The organism is Streptomyces sp. SID3343, from assembly GCF_009865215.1.
Lineage (GTDB): Bacteria > Actinomycetota > Actinomycetes > Streptomycetales > Streptomycetaceae > Embleya.
The window spans coordinates 20,276-43,063 of record NZ_WWJX01001118.1 but is presented as its reverse complement, the minus strand read 5'-3'; the positions used below and the strand labels follow the sequence as shown (position 1 = coordinate 43,063).

General features: G+C 71.4%; 25 protein-coding genes. 10 read left to right on the top strand and 15 right to left on the bottom strand.

Translation table 11 applies throughout. The annotated features are described in order from the left end of the window. Positions 1-130: 130 nt before the first annotated feature. From GT354_RS34875 to GT354_RS34805, 15 genes are all read right to left on the bottom strand, one after another. A complete protein-coding gene (locus GT354_RS34875; protein ID WP_161360391.1) occupies positions 131-352 on the bottom strand; it encodes a hypothetical protein in 222 nt (73 codons plus the stop codon). 167 nt (positions 353-519) lie between these two features. Then, complete coding sequence (locus GT354_RS34870) at positions 520-1,050, bottom strand: hypothetical protein (protein ID WP_161360379.1); 531 nt, start codon at positions 1,048-1,050, stop codon at positions 520-522. A gap of 57 nt (positions 1,051-1,107) precedes the next feature. Beyond that, positions 1,108-1,833 (bottom strand): hypothetical protein, encoded by a 726-nt coding sequence (locus GT354_RS34865; RefSeq protein WP_161360378.1) that lies wholly within the window; start codon positions 1,831-1,833, stop codon positions 1,108-1,110. A gap of 87 nt (positions 1,834-1,920) precedes the next feature. Further along, the gene (locus GT354_RS34860; RefSeq protein WP_161360377.1) at positions 1,921-3,249 is read right to left on the bottom strand and encodes a hypothetical protein; all 1,329 of its coding nucleotides are present in this window, start codon (positions 3,247-3,249) and stop codon (positions 1,921-1,923) included. Positions 3,250-3,263: 14 nt separating this feature from the next. After that, the gene (locus GT354_RS34855) at positions 3,264-3,644 is read right to left on the bottom strand and encodes a hypothetical protein (RefSeq protein WP_161360376.1); all 381 of its coding nucleotides are present in this window, start codon (positions 3,642-3,644) and stop codon (positions 3,264-3,266) included. Between the two features lie 21 nt (positions 3,645-3,665). Then, the gene (locus GT354_RS34850; RefSeq protein ID WP_161360375.1) at positions 3,666-4,529 is read right to left on the bottom strand and encodes a hypothetical protein; all 864 of its coding nucleotides are present in this window, start codon (positions 4,527-4,529) and stop codon (positions 3,666-3,668) included. Between the two features lie 94 nt (positions 4,530-4,623). After that, positions 4,624-5,544, bottom strand: a complete 921-nt coding sequence (locus GT354_RS34845) for a hypothetical protein (protein ID WP_161360374.1) — start codon at positions 5,542-5,544, stop codon at positions 4,624-4,626. Between the two features lie 52 nt (positions 5,545-5,596). Then, on the bottom strand, positions 5,597-6,439 hold the full coding sequence (locus GT354_RS34840; RefSeq protein WP_161360373.1) for a hypothetical protein: 843 nt from the start codon (positions 6,437-6,439) through the stop codon (positions 5,597-5,599). A gap of 132 nt (positions 6,440-6,571) precedes the next feature. Then, positions 6,572-8,068 carry an ATP-binding protein gene (locus GT354_RS34835; protein ID WP_161360372.1) on the bottom strand — a complete coding sequence of 499 codons (1,497 nt, stop codon included), beginning with the start codon at positions 8,066-8,068 and terminating at the stop codon, positions 6,572-6,574. Positions 8,069-8,070: 2 nt separating this feature from the next. Next, the gene (locus GT354_RS34830; RefSeq protein WP_161360371.1) at positions 8,071-8,541 is read right to left on the bottom strand and encodes a DUF6238 family protein; all 471 of its coding nucleotides are present in this window, start codon (positions 8,539-8,541) and stop codon (positions 8,071-8,073) included. A 44-nt stretch (positions 8,542-8,585) separates the two neighbouring features. Beyond that, on the bottom strand, positions 8,586-10,046 hold the full coding sequence (locus GT354_RS34825; protein WP_161360370.1) for an SCO6880 family protein: 1,461 nt from the start codon (positions 10,044-10,046) through the stop codon (positions 8,586-8,588). 90 nt (positions 10,047-10,136) lie between these two features. Next, the gene (locus tag GT354_RS34820) at positions 10,137-11,744 is read right to left on the bottom strand and encodes an ATP-binding protein (RefSeq protein WP_161360369.1); all 1,608 of its coding nucleotides are present in this window, start codon (positions 11,742-11,744) and stop codon (positions 10,137-10,139) included. Positions 11,745-11,773: 29 nt separating this feature from the next. Beyond that, on the bottom strand, positions 11,774-12,448 hold the full coding sequence (locus GT354_RS34815; RefSeq protein ID WP_346012320.1) for a hypothetical protein: 675 nt from the start codon (positions 12,446-12,448) through the stop codon (positions 11,774-11,776). Next, a complete protein-coding gene (locus GT354_RS34810) occupies positions 12,445-12,753 on the bottom strand; it encodes a DUF6112 family protein (RefSeq protein WP_161360368.1) in 309 nt (102 codons plus the stop codon). Before GT354_RS34810 ends, GT354_RS34815 begins: the two co-directional genes overlap by 4 nt. Before the next feature lie 107 nt (positions 12,754-12,860). Beyond that, positions 12,861-14,078 (bottom strand): C40 family peptidase, encoded by a 1,218-nt coding sequence (locus tag GT354_RS34805; RefSeq protein ID WP_161360389.1) that lies wholly within the window; start codon positions 14,076-14,078, stop codon positions 12,861-12,863. 700 nt (positions 14,079-14,778) lie between these two features. On the opposite strand from GT354_RS34805, the gene GT354_RS34800 reads away from it, so the two are divergent. The 10 genes from GT354_RS34800 to GT354_RS34755 all read left to right on the top strand — a co-directional run bounded on the left by GT354_RS34800 (position 14,779) and on the right by GT354_RS34755 (position 22,769). Next, entirely contained in the window at positions 14,779-15,504 is a 726-nt protein-coding gene (locus tag GT354_RS34800; RefSeq protein ID WP_161360367.1) for a site-specific DNA-methyltransferase, read from the top strand. A gap of 83 nt (positions 15,505-15,587) precedes the next feature. After that, positions 15,588-16,295, top strand: a complete 708-nt coding sequence (locus GT354_RS52930; RefSeq protein WP_202512634.1) for a DUF4913 domain-containing protein — start codon at positions 15,588-15,590, stop codon at positions 16,293-16,295. Between the two features lie 20 nt (positions 16,296-16,315). Further along, on the top strand, positions 16,316-17,074 hold the full coding sequence (locus tag GT354_RS34790; RefSeq protein ID WP_161360366.1) for a hypothetical protein: 759 nt from the start codon (positions 16,316-16,318) through the stop codon (positions 17,072-17,074). Then, a complete protein-coding gene (locus GT354_RS34785; RefSeq protein ID WP_161360365.1) occupies positions 17,071-17,532 on the top strand; it encodes a hypothetical protein in 462 nt (153 codons plus the stop codon). The genes GT354_RS34790 and GT354_RS34785 overlap by 4 nt, the downstream gene beginning before the upstream one ends. Positions 17,533-17,552: 20 nt before the next feature. Continuing rightward, positions 17,553-18,092, top strand: a complete 540-nt coding sequence (locus tag GT354_RS34780; RefSeq protein WP_161360364.1) for a hypothetical protein — start codon at positions 17,553-17,555, stop codon at positions 18,090-18,092. Between the two features lie 45 nt (positions 18,093-18,137). Then, entirely contained in the window at positions 18,138-18,998 is an 861-nt protein-coding gene (locus tag GT354_RS34775; RefSeq protein WP_161360363.1) for a winged helix-turn-helix transcriptional regulator, read from the top strand. After that, positions 18,995-19,840, top strand: a complete 846-nt coding sequence (locus GT354_RS34770; RefSeq protein ID WP_161360362.1) for a DUF317 domain-containing protein — start codon at positions 18,995-18,997, stop codon at positions 19,838-19,840. The genes GT354_RS34775 and GT354_RS34770 overlap by 4 nt, the downstream gene beginning before the upstream one ends. 85 nt (positions 19,841-19,925) lie before the next feature. Continuing rightward, a complete protein-coding gene (locus GT354_RS34765) occupies positions 19,926-20,789 on the top strand; it encodes a DUF317 domain-containing protein (RefSeq protein ID WP_161360361.1) in 864 nt (287 codons plus the stop codon). Between the two features lie 30 nt (positions 20,790-20,819). Then, positions 20,820-21,323, top strand: a complete 504-nt coding sequence (locus GT354_RS34760) for a hypothetical protein (protein WP_161360360.1) — start codon at positions 20,820-20,822, stop codon at positions 21,321-21,323. A 63-nt stretch (positions 21,324-21,386) separates the two neighbouring features. Beyond that, positions 21,387-22,769: a DUF317 domain-containing protein gene (locus GT354_RS34755; RefSeq protein ID WP_161360359.1), complete on the top strand. Its 1,383-nt coding sequence runs from the start codon at positions 21,387-21,389 to the stop codon at positions 22,767-22,769. The last annotated feature ends 19 nt before the right edge of the window (positions 22,770-22,788 follow it).

Here is a 22,788-nt window from a genome sequence, read left to right as displayed (position 1 = left end):
GTCAAAACGAGGCCCCTTCATGCGGGTGCGGGCGGGGTTGGCGATGAGCTGGAGAGGCCGGCCGCTCTCGGAAGGATCACGGACTGTGTCGACATCGGCGACCGGGCCAACCGGGGCGTACCGTCGGCGCTCACCGGCCGACCGAGGGCTCGGTCCAGGTGCAGGGGATGGTGGGCGACGGGCAGCTCGCCGGCTGCCGAGCAGGCCCGTGCGTCCGCTTCGTACCGGGTTCCGTCGCTCGGCAGGCGCAGCCTGGCGTCTCGTCGAAGCCGGCTTGGAGCAGGATCCGCCGGGCGGCGGCGTTGTAGCCGGTGGTGGTGATCTCGCCGGTGATGGTGTGCCGGATCGTCATGAACGGCTCTGCTGGTGCTTCGTGCAAGGCGGATCTCCTATCGGTGGTGGCGGGAAAGCTCCGGGGCGGGCCTCACCGCCCCGCAGTTACCTGACTCGCCTTTCCGCACGTTCTGGTAGCCGGGTGTACCAACAAGGACCATGGGGTCCTCGCGGGAGGTGGGGTGGTCAGCGCGTGGGGTGGGTCGGGTCCTGGGCTGGGGGGAGCCAGGGCGGAGGCAGCACCGGGCGGGGCGGGGCGGGCGTGTCCGGGGTCGGCGCGGGACGTGTGGCTGCGGCGCGAGCGCCCTCGGGTCCGGTGAGTGCGCGGACCGTCCGTGCCCGGTCGTCGATGCCGGCCCGCTTCGGGGCCTCGGTGGTCTCGCGGACGGGGCGGGGGTTCGTGGCACGTTTGGGGATGGCATCCCACGCCTGGAGATATTCACCGGCGCTGGTGATGAGCTGGGCGGCTCGCGTCAGTTCGACTCGGGCTACACGCAGGCGATCGCGTGCCTGCCCGCCCTGGGGGGCGTCGTAGGTGCCCTTCGCGGCGGTGGCCAGGAGCTTGTCCAGGGCCGCGAAGAGGGGACTGTCGTCGACTGCGGCGAACAGGATGTTCGCGACGTCATTGGGGTCGGCGGCGGAGAGAGCGGTGGTCAGCGCCTGGAGGTCCTCGACGCTCGCGGGCGGGGTACGCGGCTGCTCGTCAGGGGTGGGCACCAGCGGCCTCCTTTCGGGTGTGTGAGGGTGTGCGGGCGGCCGTCCGAGCGCCGCCGGTCATCGGCGCGTACGTGCTGGAGGGCTCGGCCGCGCGACCGTTTCGGCGGGGTTGGGGAGGGCGGTGGCCCGACTGGTGGCGGCGGAGGTCGTGCGCGCGGCGGTGGCTCGGAGGGCGTATGCCGCGAGGTGAAAGTCGGCGGTGGGCGCGGGTTTCGCTTTGGGGGGATTCCACTGCGCGAGGTGGTGTGCGGCGAGGTCCAGGTCCTGAATGGCGGCGGCCAGATGGGTCGCGGCGCTGTGCAGGGCCGAATCGATGGAGTTCCGTTCGGGACCGGGATGGTCTTCGACGCGTTCGCGCAGAGTCAGGACGAGGAATTCGATCCCGCTCAGGGCCCCGTAGTCGTCGTCCAGGAGCGTCTCCACCAGCGCTGCCTGGGCATGGGGATGGGGGCGGAGCGAGACCTGGTGGGCGACGTGGGGGAGGCCGAGATTCGTGTCGAGCGGTTGTTGTACGTGGATGGGCAGATCGCGCAGTTCGCTGTCGACCAGGAGCAGGACGTGGCCCGCGCTCAGCGCGGCGACGGCAGTGGACGCAAGGTCGCGCTCCTCTTGGAACGAGAGCCCCTCACGCAGGGAGAATGCGGATTCGTCGGGGGACCAACGGAATCCCGTGCCCATGAGCAACTTCGCGACACGATCGTCGCGTTGCTCGTCGAAGGAGCGGATGACGATGCTGCCACTCGCGGTGCTGCGATGCATGATCTGGTCGTATTCGATGCTCATGGTCTCCTTTTGTTCCTGACTGTCGCGGGTCGGTGGTACTGCGGGTCGAACCGATGGCGGTGCCGCGGGGCCTGCCGCGGACCGAGCTCATCGCGAGCGGGCGTTGTCTGCCGGGGTACGCGCGGGCTGTGCCGCCGCAGGAGTCGTGGGAGTGGGCGCGACTGCGGCACCTGTCCGGGTGGTCGAGCGTGCGGCTGCCGCTCGTGCGGAGACCGGCGTGGTGAACGGTGTCGCGGCGGGCGTGTCCGCGAGGTGGTCGCTGACGTACAGCAGCGAGTGGCCGATGTTGCCCAGGCGACGGGACGAGGCGGCCAGTTCGGTCGACAGTTCGGCGCCGAGCTCACCCGGGAGTTCCGCGCAGCGCTGGGCGGCCGAGTCGACCAAGCGGTGGGCGTTGGCCAACGGCCCCGTTTGGGAGGTGAGTTGGTCCAGGGCGCGGGAGATGGTCGCTGCGTCGGCTCCCTTTCCCACGAAGGCGTCGAAGGCTTGCGGTTCGACTTCGACCGGGGGCGGCGATTGCTTCGTGGCGGGGGCTGGATCCGTGACGGCTTCGGCCGGCCGGCCGGAGCGCAGGCGGTCGCTGGCCGCGTCGAGGCTGGCACCGACCTGCTCCAGACGGGTTGCCGCGTCGGTCAGACGTTCCGCCAGCGAGGGCCCCAGAGTCGCCACGCGGGCCGCAGACCATGCCGCAGCGGCGCGCAGCAGCCGCCGCAGGGCATCGACGAGGGCCCGCGCGCCGGTCGGCCCGTCGAGGACTTCGGCCACGTCGACCGCCCTGTCCTTTTTCTCGCCCTGCCACGGCTTGTCGGCGTCGAGAACCGCGGAGCGATTCGGTTCGGGCTTGGGATCGGTGAGCGTGCCGGGCAGGATGTGAACGGTGGATCCCGTGGCGCGCAGAACCTGCGTCGCGGCGCGAACACTCTCGCTGGCGGCGACTGGGTCCGTACCGGCTGGCAGCGTGTACACGTCGAGATCCTTGGCGCGGCGGAATCCCGCGACCCCCAGCACCATCGCCGCGTTGGGGTGGTTGTCGGTGAAGGCGGCGGTGATGCCGTCGGTGGGGTGCATCCCGAAAGCGACATCCGCGCCGTGGGCGGTGGTTGGGACTTTGGCCAGTCGAGGAGCCTGGGCCGGGGCGGCGGCGCGCAGGGTTCCCGGTTCGGGTTCGAAGGCCACGTCGGCCGCCACGTCGAGTTTCGCCGCGCGCAGGATCGCGACGGCCTGGGCGGCGCGGTCGGCTTCGGGCTGGTTGCCGGCGGTGAGGGCGTACAGTCCCCGCTCCGCGGTCCGTTCGAAGCCGAGGGCGTTGAGAAGGTGGGCTGCGGCCGGTCGCTTGCTGTGATTGGCGGCGACGATGCCGACGCCGTCGCGGCGGCCGATGACGATGTCGGGATCGGCGACTTCGGTGGGTGCCATGGGCGTTCCTCGGGTCAGCGCCGCGGGGCGTGCGCGGTCGACGTCACGGGATCGGTGGTGAATCGCCTCGGTGGCTGGGAGGCGGCTACGGGGACGGTGTCCGTCGGGGCCGCCGTTGCGGCTGCTGTGAAGCGCGGTTCGGGAGTCGGCGGCAGGTCGGAGCGGACGGGGATGCCGGCTTCGCGGAGGACCGTGACCACGTTGTGGGCGTGTCGCAGGTCGAGAACGTCTTCGTCGGCGTAGTCCAGGACGTGCGTGCCGACTCCCCGGGCGTCGAAGCCGGCGATGTCGAGGAGGCGAGCGGCCAGGGGCGGGGCGTTGTCGGTGGTCAGGGCGACGATGCCGAATTGCGGATGCAGGCCGACTGAGACTTCCGGCTGGGGAGTGGGTGCCATGGGGTTCGTTCCTTCGAGGGGTCAGCGGTGGCGCGGCGGCGCGCTGTGAACGCGCCCCAGTGCCGAGGGCTGGAGGGGGAGGGACGCTGGGACCGGGGAGGCGGTGCTCGTCAGGACGAGCGCGGCGGCGCTGCGTCGGTTCGCGTCGGGGTCGCCGAGGCTGGGATCGCGGCGGATGCGGACGGATTCGCGCGTCAGGTGCCTGAGCAGGTGCTCTGTCGAGGCCGCGGTCTCATCCGTGGGCATCAGGAGGTAGCCGCAGTGGGTCCACGGCCGCATGGCGTGGTCTTCGAGGGCGCGCGTCACGGCCGGGTGCGCGGTGTCCGGGACACGTGCCCGCAGACGGCCGTGTCGGTCGCGGCCGAGGACGACTTCGGTTCCTCCGTCCAGCGCGGCGGCGCGCAGCCGAATGGTCGCGGCTTCGTGTTGCGGCCACCACTGGGTGGCGATCACATCTGCGGCGCGTTCCGGGTCGGTCGGGACGGTGATGCCTACGGGTCCGTTGCCGTCGAAGGCCCAGTCGTGGTCAAGGTTCACGTGGCGCGGGGCGAGCGATCCGGCGACGAAGCGTTTCGGATCGTCGGGATCGCGCACGACGAGGAGTTCGTCTTCGCGCTTGCCGACGAGAAGCAGGCTCTGGCCGGGGGTCCTCAGGAGCGCGTCCCGAAGGCGAGTCGGGCCCCAGGTGCGCTGGGCGAGTTCGGACATGTTGTGGTGGTCGGTGCCGGAGCGTTTGATCGGCAGCCAGCCGAGCACCGCACGCACGCGTTTCCCGAGGGTCTCCAGGGCCTGGGCGAGGTCGTGGTCGTAGGCGGCGTCGCGCTCACGCACGGTGCCGAAGCGTCGTGTCCAGTGGTTCAGGGGCGGGGAACCATCGGCGAGCATGGGGTCCTCCTTTCGAGGAATCGGCGGGCGGGGCCGGGTCGTGTTCTCGTTCGGGCCGTCGACCCTTGGAGCGGTGCCGTCTTCCTTCGGCGCGTCAGCGGCGGCGGGGGGCGGTGGGGGCGCTCGGTGGTCGTGGGCGCGTTGCGCTGCTGGGTGGGGCGGTGCGCCTGTGGGATGCGGTCTTCATCGCAAGCGCGAGAGCGGCGAGGGAGTTCGCTCTCGCCAGGTCCGCGTGGACGACGACGCCGGCTTCGCGTAGGGACCGCACGGTGCGGCGGGCCAGGGGGATGTTGCCGCCGTAGAGGCTGAGCCGGCCCGGTCCCGCGTCTTCGAACCCGTGGTCCCTGAGGATGTCCAGCGCGTGCGGCGGAGTGGTCTCTGTGATGTGGGCGACCGCCATGTCGAACAGCGGAAAGCGGCCGACGCGCACGTGGGGTTCGAGGTTGGTGGGCCCGGTGTCGATGCGGCGCTGCGGAATGCGGTCGAGTCGGTCCAGGGCGGCGTGCAGCGGCGGAAGGAGTCGGGTCTTGATGATTGCCGCTGCTTGTTCGGGGTCGTCGGGAATGGCGACGACCGGTGGGGCGAGGGGGTCGTGGGGCCAGTCGTGCCGGGGATCGGCGCCCCACGGGGCGAGGGAACCGACGATGTGGCGCTCGCGGTTGTCGGGGTCGGGGGCGACCAACAGTCGCTCGACGCCGGGTCCGATCAGGACCGCTGCGTGCGGGCACGGGTACTCGGTGACCGCGCGGACCAGCATGGTTGTTTCCCACACGGTCTCGGCCAGCACGCGGCGGCCGGAGACGAGGAGGCGGCTGGCGTTGGCTTGCCACCAGCCCTGCAGTCGGTCGGCGATGGCGTTCGCCAGGTTGTACAGGGCGGGGAAGTCGGGCTGCTGGTGGTGGCGTTCGTTCTCGTTGCCACGGTTGTCGGGGGTGATGTCGTCTCCGCTGGTGGTCGGGCGCTCCCGGGTGGATGGGGTTGATGCGGCCCGTTCACCGAGCGGCAGAAGGCGCACCGCGACAGGCGGTGGCAGGTTCAGGCGGTTCGGGGCTGGGCCGCGAGCGTGCTCACGCCCGGGGGAACCGACTCGGCCGGGTGGCCGGGGCCGCCTGGGCGGTGGATGCGGAGGGGGTGTGCGGCGCGGCGAGTGTGGTGCCGGCGCTCGTGCGCGTTCCCCGTGGCGGCAGTGAGTGGTCTCGGCGGACGCGGAAGTCGCATTCCTGCAGGTGCTCGACGAGGTGGTTGGCTTGTTCCAGGTCCCAGTCGCGCAGGGCGTAGACGCAGTCGCCATCGGTCGTCAACCCGTGGTATTCGAGGTCGTGCATGAGGTTCCACGGCGCGGTGTCGGTGACGTGGGCGGTGAGTCGGCCGGGGTGCGGCCATGTCCGGTCGATGCCCACGACGACTTCCGTGCCTCCGGCGACCGCGGCCTGTCGCAGCGCGGTGACGGCCGCCTGTTGCTGGGGCAGTAGGTGTGTGGCGATGGCGTCGACGGCCCGGTGCGGGTCTGCCGGGATGCGCAGTACGGCGGGGGCGTGGGGGTCGTGGGTCCAGTCGTGGTCCAAGTTGACGCTTGTGGGGGCCAGGCACGCGACGAGGAAGGTGTCCGGGTCGGTCGGATGACGCACGACCAGGACGTCGCCCTGGCGGCGCAGGCACAGCGTCACCTTCTGTCCGGGAGCGGTTGTGAGGGCTTCGCGCATCTCGTCGGCTCCCCACAGCTCCCTGCCGAGTTCGATCATGTCGGCGCGGTCGAGATTGCTTCCGCCCCAGTGAAAGGGGATCGGCAGTCGGGCGACGGCCACGGACGCGATGGCGTCCAAGGCGTGCCGGAGGCGGGGGTCCTGGGCGGCTGCCTTCTCGGCTGGCGAGGCGTGCCGCACGGAGGCGACGCGGTGGCGGTCGTTCAAGTGACGCTCCTGTGGGGGTGATCGAGGCGAAGCCGGTGCGCGGCGTTCGCGCGGCTGTCGAGGCAGTCGGCGGGGTTCGGCCGGGCTTGGAGGGGATGTCGGTCCTCGTTCCCGGTGAACCCGTGGGGGTTTTCAGTGCATGCGGGCGTCGGTGTCGAAGAGTGTGAGTTCGTGGGGGTGCAGGAGGTGTTGGACGACGAAGCTTCGTCCGGCGACGCGCCACAATCCGCGTCCCTTGACCAGCGCGGACACTGCCTGGGTCTCGACGCTCGTCAGGCCCAACAAAGATGCGGAGGAGGCGAGTTGATCGGCTTCCTGGCGGTAGATGATGCGCGTGCTGCAGTCCGCGAGGAGGCCCTCGGCCAGGGCCCGGCCCTTTGATCCGGCGTCGCCCGCGCTGAGCAGGTCGGAGAGGCGGTGGATCACCATGAGGTTCGAGATTCCCAAGCCTCGGGAGAGCTTCCACTGGGATTGCATGCGCTCCAGGAGGGGGACGTGGCGCATGACGCGCCACGCCTCGTCGTAGACGACCCAGCGGCGGCCTCCGCCGGGGTCGGCGAGCGCGGATTCCATCCAGGCGCTGGCGCAGGTCATGGCGAGGACGAGGGCCGTGTCGTCGCCGGCGCCGCCCAAGCGGGAGAGGTCGATGGACAACATGGGTGCGCGGGCGTCGAAGCTGGCCGTGGATTCGGCGTCGAACATGCCGGCCAGGTCGCCGGAGACCAGACGGCGCAGGGCGTGGGCGAGGTCCTCGGCGGCCAGGCCCAGGCGCCCGTTGTGCTCGCCGAACGCCTCGTCCAGGAGGTCCGGATGGCCGAGGACGTGGGCGACGTCGCCGAGCAGCGGGGTGCGTCCGGCGGTTTGCGCGTTGTTGACCGCGTGGTCCAGGGCGACGTCCAACGCGGTGTGCTCCATGGGCAGCAGTTCGCGGCGCAGCACGGTCTTCGCCAGGGAGTTGAGGAGCAGGAGCCGGCGCTTGCGGACTTCTGCGACCCAGTTGCGTGCGTCGACGGAGGACGGGCGGGCGGGAGCGTCCAGCGGGTTCAGCCGGCCCGGCAGTCCGGGGCCCAGGGCGATGGTGGTGCCGCCCAGGGCGTGGGCGACCGCAGACCACTCGCCCTTGGGGTCGCACGGCACGTAGATGCGGTAGCCGCAGGCCACCGCCCGCACGGCGAGGCTCTTGGCCAGGGCGGACTTGCCCATGCCGATCACCCCGGCCAGCAGGATGTTCGGGTTGGTGAAGCCCTCCAGGCGTTGGTACAGGCTGAACGGGTCGTAGCAGAACGCTCCCTCGGCGTGGAGATCCCTGCCGATGTAGAGCCCTTCGCTTCCGAGTCCGCCCTCGGCGAGGAAGGGGTACGCGCCACCGGCGGTGGCGGTCGTCATGCGGTGGGCGGGGAGGCGGAGTTTGCCGCCGCGGGCGGACGCGGGGCCCGAGCGCCCGGACGTCGGGTAGGTCGGGCCCAGATCCGGGTCGGGGGCGGGGCTGGTGCGGCGCTTCTCGCGGACGGCCGCGCGGCGGGCCCGGCCCTGGGCGCGGTCGAGTTGGGCGCGGGCGGCCTTGCGTTCGGCGCGCGGGGCGGCGGCCGGGGTGAACAGCGGGCTGGCGCTGGCGCGGCGGAGGCTCACCTCTACTTCTCCTTCGTGCGGTGGGCCGGTCCCGGTGCGCTCTTGCGCAGGTCGGCGGGTGTGGCGTGGCGGCGGACTCGGGTCAGGGCGCCGATGTGGCGCTGGCACACGGTCAGTTCCGGTGCGCCTTCGGGGGTTCGGCGGTGGCAGACGTCGCGGTCGGGGGTGGCGCCGTCGGTGTGGGGTGCGTGGTGGTAGGCGTGGTGGAGTTGTTCGGCGGCCTGCCACAGGTGGGTGCGGGCGGCCTTGAGGTGGTCGCCCTCGGCGGCGGCGATCGGCGCGGTGCGGGTGGTGTGTGCGTCGATCAGGTGGTGCAGGGCGATCAGGTGGCCGTGGAGGTCGTCGAGTTCGCGGCGGGTGGCGGCGCCGGTGAGGCCCGGGAGGTCGACGGTGCGGTGGCAGTCGAGGGCGATGGCGGCGAACAGGAGGAAGTTCGATTCCGGCGCGTCTGGCTGCTGTGGGGTGCGGGGCATGGCGTCCGTCTTTCGCGGTGGGGGTGGGTGACGGCGCGTCAGCGTCAGGCGGCGAGGGCGAGGGGCAGGGCGGCCGTGGTGAAGGCTTCGCCTTGCTGCCAGGTGAGGCGGCGCAGGTCGACCAGGGCGGCGACGGCTGCGGTCTCGATCTGCGCACAGGCGGCGTCGAGGTCCTTGCTCGTCTCGGCGCTCACGGTGACCAGTCCGGTCAGGGCGACATCGGCGTGGCCGGCGATCAGTTCGCGTTCGCGCTGTTTGATGTCGGCGTATTCGACGCTGTCCGACTCGCTGTCGACCTGGCCCTTGCGGATGCGCTCGTTGGCGTCGGCGATCACCGTGGCCTTGCGGCGCTGGACGTCGCGCAGCGCGGATTCCAGGCCCTGCGGGGTGTAGACGAGGGAGAGGGTGCGCCGAACCCCGGAGGTGAACAGCAACTGGTGGAGGAACCCGGAGTGGGTCTCGGTGCGCGGCCAGTTCTCGATCCAGAACGTGGCGTGGAAGGCGGTGTCGGTGCGGATGCGGTCCGCCTCCTCGACGACCACCACGGGTCCGGCCGCCGCCGGTTCGGCCTGGGCGCGGCCCTCGTCGGACCAGCGGTCCAGGGCGGTCAGCGACGCGGGGTCGTAGGCGGTGCGCACAACGGCGGCGATCTCTTGAGCAGTTAGCCATCCGTTCGGTATGACCCCTGCCGGTCGCGCGGCCTGGTCGAAGGTGGTGGTCAACTGCGCAAGGACGGCGAAAGCGCCGGTGAGGCCACCGCCGGCCTGGTTGATCAGGCGCCGGGCGGCGGTGAGGTCCAACGCGACGGCCACGTACGCCTCGTGGGGCGCCGCCGCAGGTCCGGCGGCGGTGAGCAGGTCGGTGTAGATGTCGGCGGCGAACGGCGCGTCGGGGTTGCCGTTCTCGGCCCAGTAGCGCTGGAGGGCGTCGCCGCTGGAGGGCACGGTGCGTTCCAGGACCTGGACCCGGGCGATCTGCCCGGTCCGCGCCATCGACGCCAAAACCCGGCCCCAACCGTGCACGTTGTGGTTCTGCGTCGCCGGGTCCAGAAGCGCGAACGCCCTGGAGGCGACGCGAACGACGGCGGTCAGGGTGGCGGCGTGCGGGTCGTGGACGGCGGCGAGTTCCCCGCCGGGGGCGGTGACCACGCGCACCGACGCGGCGGTGCCGGGCAGGTGCAGTACGCCGTCGCGGCGCGGTCGTGAGGCGGGACGGGCGAGCCAGACGAGTTGGCCGCGGGCACGGCGGCGGGCGTAGCGGCCGGCGATGGGTGCCCATTCGGCGAGGGATCGGCCTCGGTGGCGGACGATCACCAGCGCGGCCAGCACGGCCCACAGGGGGATCAGTTTGAGGGCTGTGAGCAGGCCCAGGGTGAGCATGGTGGCCAGGAGCAGGATTCCGATGGTGGCGGCGACGATGAGCTGGGGCCAGGTGAGGCCGAGGAGGACGCCGCGCCGGGAGCGGTGCGGGAATCGCACGGTGGCAGGGGGTTCTTCGAGGGTCATGGGGTGGTTCCTTCGACGGATGGTCGGCGGGGCGGGGCCGTGCCCGCCGCCGCGTCATCGGCGGCGGACACGGCGATCGGGTGGCGTCCGTCAGTCGCCGGTGGGCGGCTTGTTCGGGTAGACCCAGCGGTTCGGCGTCGCCGAACCCTGCGGGGACGGACCGGTGCGACCCGCTCCGGGAGCGACGGCCGGATTGATCGGCGCGGGGCGTCCGCTCCCCGTTGCGGGCGAAGGGGTCGTCCCTCCGGCGCGAGGCGCGGAGCCCGGTGCCGGTGCCGGTGCCGACGAGCCGCTCCCTGTGGGGGCGGGGCGTGAGGGTGCCCCCGAGCGGACCGGGGCGGTGGCCGGTGTCGACCCTCCGGTCGCGGGCGGCGTCGATCCCGACTCGGGTGCCGGCGCGGCGGTGCCGGCGCTCGTGGAGGCGGACACGCCACCGGTGGGCGCGGGCGTCGAGTCAGGTGCGGCTGACGAACCGGACTCCGGGGCCGTGACCGAGGGGCCGGGTTCTCCTGCCCGGCGGATCAGCGGCTGGCCCTGGTCTCCGTCGGACTGCGGCCTCTTGATGAGCGGTTGGCCCTTGTCGCCCGAAGCGCTGGGGTCCTCGCCGAACTTGAACTGCGTCGGCCCGCCGCCGCCTCCGCCACCATCACCGCCTCCGCCGGAGGGGTCGATCCCGCCGAGGACGCCGTCCTTGCCCATGCCGGGGAACTTCAACGGACCTTGCGGGGCGCCGCCCTTGGCGCCGCCGCCCATGGCCATGCCGCCGGCCTTCTGCGCAGCCGCCGCGGCGGTGGACAGACCCGCCGAAGCGCTGCCGTGCAGGTCCTGGCCGTTGCCGCCTTCCCCTGCCCAGTGGATGAACTTGTACGTGATCATCGGGCAGCACAAGACGATCGCCATCACGACGATCCCCGCCATGACGTCGCTCAGGGCCGCCAGGCCGTCGGAGCTGTCCGACTTGCCCATGGCCGCGACGCCCAGCACGAAGACCACGGTCATCAGGAGTTTGCTCACGACGAGCGTTGCGGTGGCCTCGATCCAGCCGCGTCGCCAGCGCCGTGCCGCCTCCCAGCCGCCACCGGCCCCGGCGAAGACCGCCAGCGTGACCATGATCAGGATGGACACCTTGCGGAAGACCATCACGCCCCAGTACAGGAAGCACGCGACGGCGCATCCCAGGGCGACGAGTGCGGCGACGGCCCAGCCGAGCGGGTACATCGATCCGAAGCTGGACACCTGGACGATCCGGCGGATCGACGCCTCGATCGACGAGTCCGCAGCGTCGAACAGCCCGGCGGACAAGGCGTCCACGACGGTCAGGGCGACGGATGTGAAGGCGATCGCGCCGAACTGGAACATGACGCCGATGACGGTGCCGGTGACTGCTTGGGCGAGTGCCTGTTCGTCCCGGCGGAACGCGGCCCGGATGAGCTGGGCGCAGAACGTCCCGACGATCATGACCAGGCCGATGGGCAGCAGCAGCGCGTAGTTGTCGCGGAACCAGCTCGCGTTCAGGTCGACGCGGGTGGTGTTGTCGACGGCGCGTGCGGCCAAGTCGGCGGCGCTGGCGGCGAGTTCGCCCATGCTCTTGGCCATCCACGCGCCGATGCCGTCGGTGATGGCCGCGCCGGTACTGGAGACGACGCCTCCCACCGCGTCGCAGACCTTGTCGACCAAGGGCACATTGCAGACCCCCATGGGGATTCCTCCTTTCTACGTGGGCGGGGTCAGGGCGCGACGTTCGGCGTGATGCCGACGAGGGCGCAGTCCTTGTCCGGTCGGCACTGGACGGCGAGGGTGACCGTGCGCGGTTCCGCGCCGCCGCCCGAGCCGTTCCAGCGGATGGTCTGCTTGCCGGTGACGGTCACCGCGTAGGCGTAGGCGTCGGTGATCCGGTCCGGCTCGGCGTTCAGCGCGGCGGTGAACGCGGCGGGGATGTGGCCTTCCGCGACCTCGGCGGTGGCGTACTGTCCGCCGTCGCGCATCCGCGACCACAGGATCGGATCCGGGACCGCGCGGGCGACGGAGTCCGGGTCGGCGTAGTCCCTCTCGTGCGTCAACCAGCTCTGCAGCGCGGCGAGATGCCCGGTCTGGGTGTCGACGCGGGTGTCGTAGGACCAGAGGTCCTTCGCGAACGCCTTCGCGAACACCACCGGATCCGAGGTTCGGGAGAGCCCCGTGTCGGGGGCCGTCGGAGCTTCCTTGGTGGCGCCCTTGGGCGCCACCGTAGGGCGGCTCGCCGCGTCGGGTCCGCGATGCGAGGGGGCGTCGTCGGTGGTGGCCCAGGCCAGCAGCGCGGTGGCTGCCATCAGGACGAGCAGCACCGTGCTGCCCAGCAGGATGCGGGTGCGCATGTCCAGGTTCGCGCCGTACGTGACGGGGTTCTTCGTGCGGCCCTTCACTGGATTTTGGTGCCCATGGCCGAGAAGAACGTGACGATGCCGTTGGCGCCGCCCAGCAGCAGCGCGGCGCCGCTGCAGATGAGCACGCCCTTCTTGCCGTTGGCCTCGGCCTGGTGGGAGCCGGAATGGTTGCCCCAGGCCCACACGGCGCCGGACACGCACAGGGCGCCGACGATCGCGATGATCCCGAAGAGGTTGACGGAACTCACGACGTCCTTCAGGACGGACAGGCCCGGCAACCCGCCTTCCTTCGGCGTGACGCCCGGGTCGAAGGCGAGGTTCTGGGTCTTTTCGAGCAGCTTCATGAGAACTCCTGGCGCGATGCGCGATGAGAGGGAGGAGTGCCGCGGCAGAGCGCCTGCGGCGAGAGATCACGTGGCCCCTGGGGCGGCGCGAGGATGCTGTGGCCGGGTCAGCCGACGACGATGCGGCGGGCCGCGAGGATCTGCGGCTTCCACGCGGCGATGGTCGCGATCCTGGTCACGTCGCCCGTCTTGGGCGCGTTGACGATCAGACCGCCGCCGATGACCATCCCCACGTGTTCGGGGACGGCGGCGGTGCCGCGGGTGAACACGAGGTCTCCGGGGCGCAGGTCGGCGACGGTGACGGCCGTGCCCTCGTTGACCTGGGTGTACGTGGTGCGGGTGAGCTGGACGCCGGCCGCCGCGTAGGCCCGCTGCATGAGCGAGCTGCAGTCGCAGCGACCCATCGGGTCCGGGCCGCGCGGGTCCGTGCAGGTGCCGCCCCACTGGTAGGGCGTGCCGAGCTGGCCCAGCGCCCAGCGGATCGCCGTCTGCACGGCGGGCGGCGCGTCCGTGGGGATCGCGTAGCCCTCGGGCAGCGCCCCCGCGGGGATGGTTCCGAACCCCGAACCGTCACCACCGGCCCCGGAGCCGGCGGTGGAGGTGCATCCCGCCAGGCCGGCCCGAGCCGGCGGCGGGGGTGGTGCGGCTGGCGTCGAGGGCGTGGTCGACGACGGTGTGGTCGCGGGGGCGGGACTGATCGGCGGTGCCGGGACGCCCGGGGTCGGCCGGTCGATGGGGTTGACGGCGACGGGCAGCGCGGCGGGGTGGGCGGGCGTCGTTCCGATCTGGGGCAGGACTCCTTCGATGGCCTTCTGGAGGGCCGTGGCCAGGGGTTCCCATTTGTCGTACGCGTCGGGGAATCCGGATTGCTGGACGGTCTGTGCGGCCTGACCCAGCGTCAGTTGCTCCCAGCCCTTGACCTTCTTGAGGGCCGCGTAGAACTTCGTGCTGGAGTAGACCGGATCCATGATCTGCTCGACCGAGCCCCAGCCCTGAGAGGGGCGTTGCTGGAACAGGCCGACCGAATCCCTGTCCCCATAGGACAAGTTGATCAGCGTCGATTCCTGCATCGCCACGGCCAAGGCGATGCTCTGCCCGCGGGCCGAGACTTTGAGGGCCTGACCGGTGGCGACGATCGTCTGGGCGTTGGGGATCTGCTCGCGCGGGTTGGCCAGTTGCGGGATGTGCACGTTGCCGCTGAGGCCGGCCAGGATGCGTTTGACCTCCTCGGCGATCGCCGCCGAGTCGACCGCGCCCTCCGCCGAGGTGTTCGCACACTTGGCCGAGGCGGTGCCCGACAGCGCGATCACGATCGGCGCGATCATCACCAACGGCGACAGGGCGATCGCCCCGACGATGAGCCCCGCCTTCTTCACGGACGACCCTCGCGCATCCGACAGGGCCAGGAGTGTCGCTGCGCCCGCGAGATATCCGGGGGCGGTATCCGTTTCGATTTCATCACGCCTCGATTCATTGGCGGGCGCGCACCGCTTTCGGTTTCCGGTTGCGGCGCGCACCCGACTTCGTCCGGAGACCCGGTGTTACCGCACCGGGAATCCGATTCACCCCGCCTGGACACGGGGCAACACGCGGGCGTCGATGTGAATCCCACCATTTACGCCACGCTGTTCCGCAGATCGATCGGCTTCGCGCCTCACGGTCGGAGAACGCCCCGGGTGTCGGGGTCTTCCTTGGAACACGACCGGAGACTAGACCCGAGTCGTGACGCCGCAAAATCGTGAGGATTCACGAGTCCCGTGTGAATCAATGAATACGGACGGCACGGCATGGCGCGGCATTCCCCGACATTCCACAGGGTCTCTGCCTGCATGTTTGTTCCAGTCGACGCAGCTCCCGGGGGTCGTTCGACGATTCTGCGGCATCCGTGTGCCGCACCGGCGGAATCGGGAGAACGATTTTGTGGCGTCACACATCGGGTCTAGTCTCCGTTTCCCATCGCCGGTGCGGATTGATCTTCACGACCCCGGGATGGCCTCCTCCGTATTTCGAGAAAGGCTCGCGCCTATGCCCTACGCCCTGCATCGAGGTGACGCTTTGAGCGTTCTCTCGGGGCTCCCCGACGAAAGCGTCGACGCGCTCGTCACCGACCCTCCGTACAACTCCGGCGGGCGCACGAGCATGGATCGGACCACGCGCAGCGCGCGGTCCAAGTACACGTCCGAAAAGGGTGGGCTCCCGGATTTCGGCGACGAGAACAAGGACCAGCGCAGTTTCACCAGGTGGATGACGGAGATCCTGCGGGAGTCGTATCGGGTCACGGTTCCCACGGGCACCGCGATCGTGTTCATCGACTGGCGGCAGTTGCCGTCGCTCACGGACGCGATGCAGATGGCCGGGTGGACGTGGCGCGGCGTCGCCGCCTGGCACAAGCCCGCGAGCCGGCCGCAGAAGGGCCGGATCAAGCAGTCCTGCGAGTTCATCGTGTGGGGCAGTAAGGGGGCCGTCGATGCCTCCAGGAACCCGGTCTATTTGCCGGGGTTGTACACCGCGTCCCAGCCGCGCAAGGACCGCAAGCACATCACGCAGAAGCCGCTGTCGGTGATGCGCGAGTTGGTCACGTTGTGCCCGCCCGGCGGCGTGGTCCTGGATCCGTTCGCGGGTTCGGGCACGACCGGGGTCGCGGCCCTGATGGAGGGCCGCCGGTTCATCGGCGTCGAGTACTCGCCGCAGTACGCCGACATCGCCGAGGCACGACTGGCCGAGGCCGCCCAGTACGAACTCGCGGCCTGACCCCCGAGCGGCCGGGTCGAGCCCCGGCCTCAGGATCGACCCGGCCGCCTGCCCCCGCCCCGCCGAGAAAGGGCCATTTCCTCATGACCGAACCCGACTTCGAGCCTCTGTCACCGGGACTACTCACTGCCGACACCGACACCGACACCGACACCGACACCGGCACCGACGTCGCGCCCGATCCGGGCGCGGGCTCGGTCGCGACCGAGGAGGTCGCGACAGAGGAACTGTGGGCGATCATCGACCGCCTGACCCGGGAACTCCTCGCACAGCGCCAGGTCTTGGACCATCTCTCCGTCGCGAACGAGGACTCCGACGACGCCGCACCCGAACCGTCGAGTGCGGACGGCGCGGGGAGCGAGACGAAGCCGAAGACCACGTCGATCTGCATCCTGGCGTTCGACCCTCCGCAGTACACCGCCGAGCTGGCCGCGCTGCGCATGTGGGTCGAGGACCTCCTGCTCCCCGTGTACGGACGGGAGATCAGCACCAACCGGCCGTGGTGCGCGAGGTGGCAGGAACACCCGGAGGCGGTGGTGCGCCTGCACGGCCTGTGGCTGGCGTTCCAGCAGCTCACCGACGCCGAGGCCGGCCTCACCGGGCCCGCGACGTGGCACCGCGACCACCTCGACCCCACCCTCGCCCAACTCCGCGACCCGGGCGGCCCGTTCGGCGCGTGCACCACCAACGCCGCCCGCCCCAACCACCGCCTCCTGACCGGCCCCGCCGGCGCGCCGGTGGCCGCCCTCGTCCCCACGCCCGGCCTCGTCGACCTGCCGTCTGCGGCCTGAACCCGTCCGAAGGGAGTTTCGTGTACGACTTCGACCTGGAGGACTGGACACCGGCCGACGACGAGGCGGCCGAGGCGATCGAGGAGTTGTGCCTGCACGCGCCCGACCTGCTTCCGGTCTCCGCGCAGATCGACGCCAGTGAACAGTTCCTGGCGCTCGGCGACCTGGCCGCGCCGTGGGCCCCCGGCGGCTACCCGTGGCTTCGCGTGGTGCATATCGCACGGGATCCACTGACGGCCACCGCCCGCGTCGAGCACGCACAGGCCGCCACGCTCGCCCTCGCCGAGGGTTGGCTTCTGGAGCGCGGCGCCGATCCCGACCGGCTGGTGCGCGATCCCGACCAACTCGCACCCGCCGACCCGCAGACACACGAGATCGAGGGCCGCACGCGTGAAGCCGGCAACCGGCTCCGCGTCCTGGAGCACTCCAGCGACTACGACACCGACCAGAGCGCCGAGACCTGGGTCGTCATGCACGACGACCAACCCGTCGATGCCGAGCTGCCGTTCGTGGTGCAGATCGAACAGGTGCTGCGCGACCCCTGGCGCTACTCGGTGCGCGAAGGGCGCTTCCCCGACCGGGACACGGCCGTGCGATGGCTCACCACACGCGAAGACCCCCTGTCGCAGGCGACCCCCGTCGACCCGGTGGGCCGCTCACAAACGGCGGCGGCCCGCAGCCGCACCGCAGCGCCGTCGGGCCCGGGACCGACCGGACCGACCCTTGCCCATCCCGCACGGTCGGCGGGGACGGCTCCGACCACCGGGCCCGGTCGATGAGCGTCGTGCGGTGGGGATTCAACGCCCTGCCCGAAGCCATCGAGGACCTGGACCGCATGCCCCGCGACATCCGCGCCGACGCCCTGGCCCTGGTGCACGACGTCATGCGCACCCACATCCGCGGCCCCCGACTCGACAACCACCAAGCCCGCGAACTCGACGGCTGCCGCAAGCTCTACGTCGGCCCAGCCGCCGACTGGCGCGTGGTGTACATCGAAATGCCACAGCCTCCGGGGCCCCGCGACCACCAGGACATCGTCATCGTCGCGGCCGGCCCACGCGCCGACCTGAGCGTCTACGAAGCCGCGGCGGCACGCCTGCGGACCAACCACGCCGGCAACGACCGCACCCCGCAGGCCGCCCGCGCCCGCTCCTCGCACGCCGGCCCCGCACCGACCACGCCGACCGCGCGCGTTCCCGCTGCCGCGCCCTCACCACGCCCGGCACCGCGCCGCTGAACCACCCGTACGAGGACCCCATGGACAAGGAACTCCCCCCGCCCGGCCCCCTCCTGGGAACCCGCGTCCTGGACGAACTCCTGGGCCCGGACGCTCTGGCCACACTGCGCCACCGGCACCACGAGAACCCCGCGCAGGAACAGATGGCTTCGCTGATCTTCCACTGCGCCCTCAACCTCAACACCCGCGACCTGATCTTCCGACAGGTCGCGCACGCCGCCGCGAACGCCCTGGCGGCTATGGGCACCGACGCGGAAACACCACCACAAAACACGTCGGGAGTGGCCACCGCACGGATCGAATTCCTGGCGGGAGAACGCGAACAGGCCCGCCACCACCTGTGCCTGCTCATCGGCGCCTACAACGCCTGCACCCCACCACCACCCCCGGAGCACGGGCAACGCAGGACTCACGAAATCGACCCCGAGCACCGCGCGCTGTCGATCGTGCCCACCCCTGCCGAACCCGCGACCCACCGGACGGCCCAGCCCCCCGTCCCACCGTCGACCACGGCCGCCGGCGCCCAGGCCCCCGACCTCGGCCGACGCCGGGCCCGCTGAAACCGAACCCGCCCCCTCCCCACCGCACCTGTCAAGAGGACCGTCATGCCCACGATCACCTCCCCGCTCGCCGACGAACACACCGAACGTGCCGTGGCGATGCTCAACCCGCGCTGGTCGACCTGGGTCCTGCAGACCATGGCCCAAACCCCGGGCGAACATCTGCGTACGGGTGAGGTGGCCCGCGCGCTTCCGTGGCTCTCCGTCAGCCTGGTGTCCCAGCGGATCGCCCGCCTCGCCCAGGACGGCCTCGTCGAAGCCGCCACCCACCAGGGCCGGCACTCCGGCTACCGCTTGACGACGGCGGGGCGGTCGCTGGAGCCGGTGCACACCTCGCTCGCCGCCTGGTCGCGCGAACACCTCGCGCACACCGGCCCGCTCCCGCAGGCGGAGGCGGCCGAGCAGACGCTCGCCGCGTTGCGCAACCGCCACACCCTCCCGATCCTCCAAGTCCTGCGCGACCGGGACCTGGTCAGGTTCGGCGACCTCAAGCAGGCCGCCCCCGGCCTTCAGGACGCCATGCTGGGCCTTCGCCTGCACCAGCTCCAGGACGACGGCCTCGTCGCCCGCACCGACGGACATCGCGGCCAGTACGCGCTCACCGAACGTGGGCGAGCCCTGGACCCGGTCATCGGCGACCTGACCGTCTGGGCCCACCGGCACATCGCTCCCGCCAACAGCCCCTCCCCGACCGCCGTGGCACTCACCGCCGTCCGGACGTCGGCCCGTCCGACCACGCCGCCGAACGCACCTGCGCACGACGCGACCCGATCGGCGGCGACCGGCCGAAGCACCGTTCACGTCGCCGTGTTCGCGGTGACCTTCTCCCACCCCGGCGACACCCTCGGCCCCGGCCCGGCCACCCCCACCGTCGCCGGACCCCCGCGCGCCGGGCAGCGCCGGTGACGCCCGAGGAACTGGACGCCCTCACCGCCCACGACGACCTCGAAGAGCTGTTCGTCTCGCCGCGTCACCTGGCCGGGTCGCGCGCCGACGGCGACGAAGCGATCAAGCCCTTGCTGGACGCGGGCTGGTCCCACCGGTACGACGATCTCGGGAACGTGTACGTCGACTCGCCGTGCATGAGGGTACGGGTGGCCTTCACGCCCGAGGGCGAGGACATCGGACTGTGGCACGTCACCGCCGCGACCCTGCCGATGCACTTGCCCAGGTGGAAGATGGTCGCCGACGCGCGGGTCCCCGTCGAGGCCGTCGCCGCCTTCACCACCGCCCTGGCCGCGAGTGTCGCGGCAGACGGCGAGGAGTTCCTGGTCGCCCCCTTGGGTGCCACGCCGGGCTGGTACCCGCTCTCCGAGGCGGGCTGGCGCGAACGCATCGACGACGCCCTGGCCGAGTTCGTCTCTCCCGAGGGTTTGGCCCACCTGGTGTGCAATCGCTCCCCCAGCTCCTACGCGGGAGAGATGTCGAGCGGTCCACACGCGTGGGATCTGGAGATCGGGGGCGGTCGATATCGCGATCACGCCACGTTCACCAGCGACACCCCCGCGCACCTGATCGCCGCCTTCACCACGGCCCTCGCCGATCCGACGCCCGTGCCCCGCACCCGACGCGAACTCCCGAAGGAGTACCTGCGGCACCTGACCGCGACGCCCGCCGGGCACGCGCCTGCCCGCGCGAACGCGGCGGCGAGCCGCACCACCACAAATGCCCGGGCCGCGCCGCCCGTGGCCGCACACCCGACCGGAGCGGTCGCCGCGGCTCCGCATCGCACGACGGCGAAGCGATAGCACCCGCTGCACGCCTGCCTCCCCGCGTCGGGGTGGCGGCCGTGCCACATCAGGCGGATCGAGCCGCACGGAGAAGGGAGTTCCCTTGCACACGTACACGGAGACCTCCGAGATCTTGGAGGAGGACGTCGAGTGCGAGGCGTGGATCGCGCCGCCGTACCTGGCCGGGATCGGCGACAGCGACCTGGCGTTCCGCGCCCTCGAAGAGGAATTCGGGTGGACATGGGTCAAAGGCCCCGGACACACCGAGAGCGCCCACAGTCCATGCGAACGAGCCAGAGTCACGCTCGCAAAGCGTGAAGACGATCCGGACGAGCAGTGGGACTGGGAGATCCACGTCGACCCGGGCTTCGGCGCCGGTGAGGAATGGCGGGCCGAGTTCGAGCACGAGACGCCGGTGGAGGTTGTCCGGGCGACGGCCACCGCCATCGCCCGCGACCTCGCCGGCGACGGGCCCACGCGGACACCCACCGGCATCGGCTTCACCGCGGTGGTGGACCGCGCGGGTTGGCCCATCCACCTGCACGGCCACACGGCGGTGGGCACGATCGCCCCGAACGGGCTCCTGGCCGTCACCCGCTCGCACCCCTCGGCGGGACCACGCTCCGACGACTGGACCTGGCACCTGCGCGCGGGCGAGATCAACGACCTCGTCTGGGCCGGACGCCTGTCCGCGTCGATGCCACGGCACGTCGTCGCCGCCGCGATGGACGCCCTCACCGATCCCCAACCCGTCCTGCGCGAGGCCCGTTGGCTGCCCACCTCCTCCCTGCACCTGATCAGGGTCCGCCCCTCCCACTGGGTGCCCACCGCCGCGATGAACACCGCAGCCGTGCCACCGGCCCGCGCACCACGCGTCCCCACCGGCCTCACCCCGGACCAACTCGCCCTCGCCGCCCGGCACCACACGAACAACCCACCCACCACCTCGACCGCGCCCCCCCGATGACCAACCACGCCCGAAAGCAACGGAGTTGACGTGACTCGAATACGACCCCAGGCCCGAACAGTGTGGCTGACCGACCTCGACGCGATCCCCGACCGACTGGCGACGGCGGTGACCAGCGCCCTGGAATTCGTCGAGGAACACCTCGCCATCGAAACGAGCTTCACCGCGACGCTGCGCGACCTCGGTGTAGTCGTCTGTGAGGAACACGAGCTGTCACTCGGCTTCTCCCGGGTGATCGAAAGCGAGGTCGTACGCCGTATGACGGCCGCCGGCGGCGCATTCCCGCCGCCGCTGATCTCGCGGGACACGGACTACGAGGCAATCCAGGAGATCGAAGCCCTCCCCACGGTCCTCCAGAAAGCCCTCGCCGCGACCGCGATCACCCAACTACGCGCCAACACAAACCCGTTGCCTTCGACGCGAGCGCGTATCGCAGGACCCGACCGATCCCCCGAGGCGGCACCGACCGGCCCGCAATCGGTCGCGGGAAACCCCGCCCTCGTACCGGGCGCATTGTCTCGCCGTGGGCGCTGACCGGACCGCGCCACCCCGGCCACCTTCGTCTCGGCGCCGGTACGCCATGCCCACAGGAGTCCTGTGCACTACCACGATCTGGGCGACTGGCTCGAAGAACGCCCAAGGCGAGAGCTGCTCGTCGCCCCCCGATATCTCGCCGGATCCGTACAGCACGACAGCGTCATCGAGCGCCTGGACCAAGACCACGGCTGGGCACGCGAGAGCGACACCGCCGGCGGCGACTATCTCGCCAGCCCGTGCCGACGCGTCCAAATCGCCCACCGCCCCGAGCGTGGCCTCACGTTCTCCTGGCAGATCAGCGCCGCCGACCGACCGCTGGGACCGGCCCGCTGGGAGGCACTGTTCGACGAGGGGATCCCGGACGAGACGGTCCACGCGTTCCTGGACACCCTCGCCCAAGACGTCGACGACGGCCACGACCGCTTCCTGAACGGAGCCACGCTTCCCGGGATCGCCTACGGGCCGCTGCTCGCCGCCGGATGGGAACCCACCGTGGGTGATCGCCCCGGCGTCCTCGGGGACGGCCCACGCGTGATCACCGCACCCCGGGACACGGCCCAACTCGTCCACCAGGGGCACCTGCCCGACGACACCCGGATCGTCCGCGACCACCGATACCACTGGGAGGTACGGGGCGGAGACCCCTTCTGGGATCCGACCTGGCGCGCCGCCTTCGCCGGAGCCGTCCCCACCCACCTGATCGCGGCCGTCACCACCGAACTCGCCGACCCCCGACCCGTGGCCCGCACCGCGGACCAGCTCCCCTCGCAGAACTGGACACTGCTGCGCGTCATGCCCACCGAATGGCTCCCCGCCCCGGACGTGGCCACCGCAGCTCAGGCCCGCACCACCGCGGCTCCCTGCCCGCCGACCGCCGGGAGACCCACCACCACCGGTCACCACACCACCCGCCCCGCGACGCTGACCCACCGCTCAGCCCAGGAGAAGCCCATGGCGAACCCGGACACCGTCCTCCCCGGCCTCGACCACCTCATCGCAAGGCACCTCGGACGCTCCGTCGCCGACCTGTGCGCCGAACGCGAAACGGCCCCGTCCACCGACGCGCGCGTCGACCACATCCTCGACCGGTACCGCGCAATCCAAGACGCCGAAGAGGGAATGGCGGAGTTCCGCGAGGTCCTGGTCGAGACCCTGGCAGCCGGCGACTGGTATTTCAACCCCGAAACAGCCCAGGCCACCGTCGCCACCGCCGCCGACCTGCTCGCCCTGGCCGTGCGGCGGCACGAGACGACCGAGGACCTCTGGCGCGTCGTCCCCCTGACCAACCTCCACGCGTCGCAAGGCCCGATCCCGCAGGAGCCCTCCCGCGCCGCCGTCGCCCGGAACCGAACCACCATCCCCACGACCATGCCCACCACGAGCGACAGTACGACTCCCCGGCACCCGACCGAGGAACCCATCGCGCCCCGCCCACGCCGCTGACACCCACCGAGAGGCAGCC

Coding starts and splice junctions, on each gene's coding strand:
- GT354_RS34875 (WP_161360391.1), bottom strand. CDS start 352: ATGACGATCCGGCACACCATCACCGGCGAGATCACCACCACCGGCTAC.
- GT354_RS34865 (WP_161360378.1), bottom strand. CDS start 1,833: ATGAGCATCGAATACGACCAGATCATGCATCGCAGCACCGCGAGTGGC.
- GT354_RS34860 (WP_161360377.1), bottom strand. CDS start 3,249: ATGGCACCCACCGAAGTCGCCGATCCCGACATCGTCATCGGCCGCCGC.
- GT354_RS34855 (WP_161360376.1), bottom strand. CDS start 3,644: ATGGCACCCACTCCCCAGCCGGAAGTCTCAGTCGGCCTGCATCCGCAA.
- GT354_RS34850 (WP_161360375.1), bottom strand. CDS start 4,529: ATGCTCGCCGATGGTTCCCCGCCCCTGAACCACTGGACACGACGCTTC.
- GT354_RS34830 (WP_161360371.1), bottom strand. CDS start 8,541: ATGCCCCGCACCCCACAGCAGCCAGACGCGCCGGAATCGAACTTCCTC.
- GT354_RS34825 (WP_161360370.1), bottom strand. CDS start 10,046: ATGACCCTCGAAGAACCCCCTGCCACCGTGCGATTCCCGCACCGCTCC.
- GT354_RS34820 (WP_161360369.1), bottom strand. CDS start 11,744: ATGGGGGTCTGCAATGTGCCCTTGGTCGACAAGGTCTGCGACGCGGTG.
- GT354_RS34810 (WP_161360368.1), bottom strand. CDS start 12,753: ATGAAGCTGCTCGAAAAGACCCAGAACCTCGCCTTCGACCCGGGCGTC.
- GT354_RS34805 (WP_161360389.1), bottom strand. CDS start 14,078: ATGATCGCGCCGATCGTGATCGCGCTGTCGGGCACCGCCTCGGCCAAG.
- GT354_RS34800 (WP_161360367.1), top strand. CDS start 14,779: ATGCCCTACGCCCTGCATCGAGGTGACGCTTTGAGCGTTCTCTCGGGG.
- GT354_RS52930 (WP_202512634.1), top strand. CDS start 15,588: ATGACCGAACCCGACTTCGAGCCTCTGTCACCGGGACTACTCACTGCC.
- GT354_RS34785 (WP_161360365.1), top strand. CDS start 17,071: ATGAGCGTCGTGCGGTGGGGATTCAACGCCCTGCCCGAAGCCATCGAG.
- GT354_RS34780 (WP_161360364.1), top strand. CDS start 17,553: ATGGACAAGGAACTCCCCCCGCCCGGCCCCCTCCTGGGAACCCGCGTC.
- GT354_RS34775 (WP_161360363.1), top strand. CDS start 18,138: ATGCCCACGATCACCTCCCCGCTCGCCGACGAACACACCGAACGTGCC.